The sequence below is a fragment of the Kribbella sp. genome (assembly GCF_035655035.1).
Classification (GTDB): Bacteria; Actinomycetota; Actinomycetes; order Propionibacteriales; family Kribbellaceae; genus Kribbella.
On the sequence record NZ_DASRVN010000251.1, the window covers coordinates 1 to 3,917 of the forward strand.

General features: G+C 71.7%; 4 protein-coding genes and 1 riboswitch. All 4 genes read right to left on the reverse strand.

Features of this window, described 5'->3' with window-relative positions; translation table 11 throughout:
- A partial coding sequence (locus VFF46_RS14500) for an ATP-binding protein (RefSeq protein ID WP_325037636.1) occupies nt 1-1,421 on the reverse strand: 1,421 nt, incomplete at its 3' end.
- Between the two features lie 77 nt (nt 1,422-1,498).
- Nucleotides 1,499-1,587, reverse strand: a riboswitch (adenosylcobalamin (AdoCbl) riboswitch).
- A gap of 48 nt (nt 1,588-1,635) precedes the next feature.
- The gene (locus tag VFF46_RS14505; RefSeq protein WP_325037637.1) at nt 1,636-2,493 is read right to left on the reverse strand and encodes an alpha/beta hydrolase; all 858 of its coding nucleotides are present in this window, start codon (nt 2,491-2,493) and stop codon (nt 1,636-1,638) included.
- Nucleotides 2,490-3,257, reverse strand: a complete 768-nt coding sequence (gene surE, locus VFF46_RS14510) for a 5'/3'-nucleotidase SurE (RefSeq protein ID WP_325037638.1) — start codon at nt 3,255-3,257, stop codon at nt 2,490-2,492. The genes VFF46_RS14505 and surE overlap by 4 nt, the downstream gene beginning before the upstream one ends.
- 12 nt (nt 3,258-3,269) lie before the next feature.
- Nucleotides 3,270-3,917 (reverse strand): cobaltochelatase subunit CobN (locus tag VFF46_RS14515; protein WP_325037639.1); only part of this gene is annotated, 648 nt, incomplete at its 5' end.

Consider the following 3,917-nt stretch of genomic DNA (forward strand, 5'->3'; position numbering starts at 1 on the left):
CAGCCCACAACCCGCCCCACCTCAGTCACAGCCCGCCCCCGCCGTCCGGCCACCCCAGCCCCAGCCGCCTGCACGCTCAACAGCCGCGCTTTGTACGGCGCCGAACTCCCGACGACCTCCCCGCTGGGCGCAGCCGCCTCCCCACCAGCGACGTCCCCGCTACTCGCACGTCCACCCGCCGGCTCAGCTCCATCCACGGAGCCTCGCTCCTCGGTGTCGCCGCTGTGCGGAGCGGCACCGTCCGCGGCGTCCCGCTGCACGTCGTCGCGGGTGTGCGGCTCGGCGGACGGGTTGTCCGCCCCGGCGCCGCCGTCTGCTCCGTCTGAGCTGTCGGGGCCGCCGTCTCCGCCGGGTCCTCCGGGGCCGTCCGGGGTTGGGTCGTCGTCCGGGTCCTGGGGCGGGGTGCTGTTGTTGATGGCCTGTTCCAGTTGGTCCTGGTCCAGGCCGGGGGTGTCGAAGGGGTTTCGGCGGCGGCGGTGTGGGAGGGCCAGTTTGGCGGCGGCGCGGACGTCGTCGACCTCCACGACCGTGCGACCCGACCAGGCGGCGTGCGCGACCGCGGTGCGGGCGGTGACCAGGTCGGCGCGCATCCCGTCCACGTCGAACGACGCGCAGATCTCCGCGATCTGGCGCAGTGCCGCGTCGGTCAGGATCACCTCGGGCAGCAGGTCGCGCGCCTTCACGATGCGCTCGGCGAGCTCCCGCTGCGGGCCGTCGTACCGGATCACGAACCCGTCCGGATCCGCCTCGTACCCGAGCCGCGCGCGCATCACCTCGACGCGCACCGCGGGGTCCCGGCTGGCGACCACGTCCACGGTCAGCCCGAACCGGTCCAGCAGTTGCGGCCGCAGCTCGCCCTCCTCCGGGTTCATCGTGCCGACCAGCACGAACCGCGCCGGATGCATGACCGACACCCCGTCCCGCTCCACGGTCGCGCGGCCCATCGCGGCGGCGTCCAGCAGTACGTCGACCAGGTGGTCGTGCAGCAGGTTGACCTCGTCGACGTACAGCAGCCCGCGGTGCGCGGCCGCCAGCAGACCCGGTTCGTACGCCGTGACGCCCTCCGCGAGCGCCTTCTCCAGATGCAGCGACCCGAGCACCCGGTCCTCGGTCGCACCCACCGGCAGCTCCACCAGCCGCGCCGCCCGAAGCTCACCGTCCCCGGCGTGTGGACCGTCCAGGCAACCCGGGTCCGGCCGCTCCGGATCACACGAGAAACGGCACCCGGGTACGACGTCCACCGGCGGCAGGATCTCCGTCAGCGCCCGCACCGCGGTCGACTTCGCCGTACCTTTCTCGCCGCGGATCAGCACGCCGCCGATCGCCGGCGAGATCGCGGCCAGCACGAGCGCCAGCTGCAGGTCCTCCATGCCGACCACGGCGGTGAACGGGAATCCGGTGGAAACTGAAGCAGGCCGCATCGGCGGGGGTCCCTTCGTCGAGCGGGTGTCCACGCCCGCCACGGCTGGTACGCCGGACGGCAGATGAGCGCCCGACGGACGGAAGCGGATGTCCTGGCTTCCAGGTCTCCCTGGTCACAGTGGCGGGACCGCCCCGGACTCACACCGGTGTTCCTCCACAACCGTCGCCCCGATCATGGCACACGGCCACCCCGCCAGGATCCCGGGGCCGGAGCTACTGGTTGTTCAGGACGAAGGAGCGGACGAGGGCGGCGTACCGGTCGGCTTCTTCGAAGTGCGGGAAGTGACCGGAGCGTTCGAAGGTGGCGATCCGGCCCCGTGGAACCGTCGATCGATAGGCCTCGACGGAGGTCGGGTCGGTGGCCAGGTCGTCGACGCCCTCGATCAGCAGACTCGGCTGCGGCATCAGCGGGAGCCGATCGAGCTTGGAGGTGTAGAGCTCCGGCAAGGTGACCATGTGACTGGTACCGCGGGCCCACAGCTCCTCGGAGAAGCCGGCCTGCTCGCCTAGCTGGAAGAACTCGGTGCGCCGCGACGGGTCGTGGAAGGAGAGGTCCTGGAACAGGTCGCCGAGGCCGAAGGCCAGCTCGTAGGTGCGGTCGTCCGCGGTCAGCCGGCGGGGTACGGCGGCGAGTTCACGGCACCGCGCGGCCCGGTCGCGGTCACCGAGTTCGTCGTACAGCCGGGCGAAGATCGGCAGCCGGTGCCGGTCGTTCGCGTCGAAGTCCCAGCACGGGCAGTCGAAGATCACCGCGCTCACCACGTCCGGATACCGGATCGCGTACTCCACCGCGTAGTTCCCGCCCGCGGAGTGCCCGAGGATCGCCCACCGGGAGATCCCGAGGTCCGTCCGCAGTTCCTCGAAGTCCGCGAGCAGCGCGTCCAGGGTGATCGGCTCACCGGGAGGCAGCGGGGTGCGGAGTACGCCGCGCTGGTCCGGCGCGATCAACCGCAACTCCTGGGCGAGCAGCTCGGCCTGACAGCGCTGGAAGTGGTAGCCGCCGCCGTGACCGTGGATGAACAGCAGCGGCGGTGCGGTGGCCGCGCCGTGGTCGGCGACGAACAGCTTCATCGGGTCAGGCGTTTGGCGAGGGCCGTGGCGGCGGTGTCGTCCCGGACCTCGCGGATGCCGACGATGGGGGTGACTGTGACGAAACCCTCACGGAGCAAGGCCTCGTCGGTGCCGGGATCGGGGGTGGCGTTGGTGCGTTCGATCGTGACCATCGGCTCGCCGGTCGGGGCCGTCGTGCCGATCAGGCGGGTGCGTTTCGGGACGGCCAGTGACGCGTGCCGGACGCCGGCCAACTGCTCCAGCGGGCGGTCGGGCACGTTGAGCGTGACGACGGTCCCGGCCGGTTCGTCCTCGATCCAGCCGAGCGCCTCGCCGGCGACCGTCGCCGCGGTGGGCCAGAACGCCGGGTCGTCGGAATCGATGCTGACGGCAACCGCCGACAGGCCCAGCTCGGCCGCGGTCAGCGCCGCCGCGACGGTGCCGGAGTGGAAGATCGTCACGCCGATGTTCAGCCCGCGGTTGATCCCGGACAGCACCAGGTCCGGCGGCGGGCCGAACGCCCCGACGAACCCGAGCGTCACCGCGAGCGCCGGTGTCCCCTCGATCCCGATGAACGTGACCCCGTGCTCCTCCTCGGTCACGGTCCGGATCGGCCGGTCCACCATCCCGGCGCGGGCCGAGCCGACGCCGCTCTCGTCGAGCAGCGGCGCGACCACGAGTACGTCGTACCCGAGCCCGGCGATCGCCGGTGCGAGGGCCCGAATCCCGGGCGCGAGGTATCCGTCGTCATTGGTGATCAGGACTCTCAGCGGCTCCAGGGGCATACCTCAACCCAATCAGCCGCGGTCCTCGATGTCACCCTCCGTCTCAAGGACCGCGTTCCGCAGGGTCTCCAGCGCCTCGTCCGACGGCTCCGCCCAGAGCCCGCGCTGGGCCGCCTCCAGCAGGCGTTCCGCGATGCCGTGCCGGGCCCACGGGTTCGACCTGCGGAAGAACTCCGCCATCTCCGGGTCCGCGACGTACTCGGTGGTCAGCGACTCGTACATCCAGTCGTCCACCACGCCCGCGGTCGCGTCATACCCGAACAGGTAGTCCACGGTGGCCGCCATCTCGAACGCGCCCTTGTACCCGTGCCGGCGCATCGCCGCCATCCACCGCGGGTTCACCACCCGCGCGCGGAACACCCGCTTGGCCTCCTCCTCCAGCGTCCGGGTCCGGACCTGCGCCGGTACGGCGGAGTCGCCGACGTACGCCTTCGGGTTCGCGCCGGTCAGGTGCCGGACCATCGCGATCATGCCGCCGTGGTACTGGAAGTAGTCGTCGGAATCCATGATGTCGTGCTCGCGGGTGTCGGCGTTCTTGGCCGCGACCTGGATCCGGGCGTACGCGCGTTCCATCGAGCCGCGGGCCTCCGCGCCGTCGAGGTCCTTGCCGTACGCGTACCCGCCCCAGACGGCGTACACCTCGGCGAGCTCCGCGTCGGT

Coding starts and splice junctions, on each gene's coding strand:
- VFF46_RS14505 (WP_325037637.1), bottom strand. CDS start 2,493: ATGAAGCTGTTCGTCGCCGACCACGGCGCGGCCACCGCACCGCCGCTG.
- surE (WP_325037638.1), bottom strand. CDS start 3,257: ATGCCCCTGGAGCCGCTGAGAGTCCTGATCACCAATGACGACGGATAC.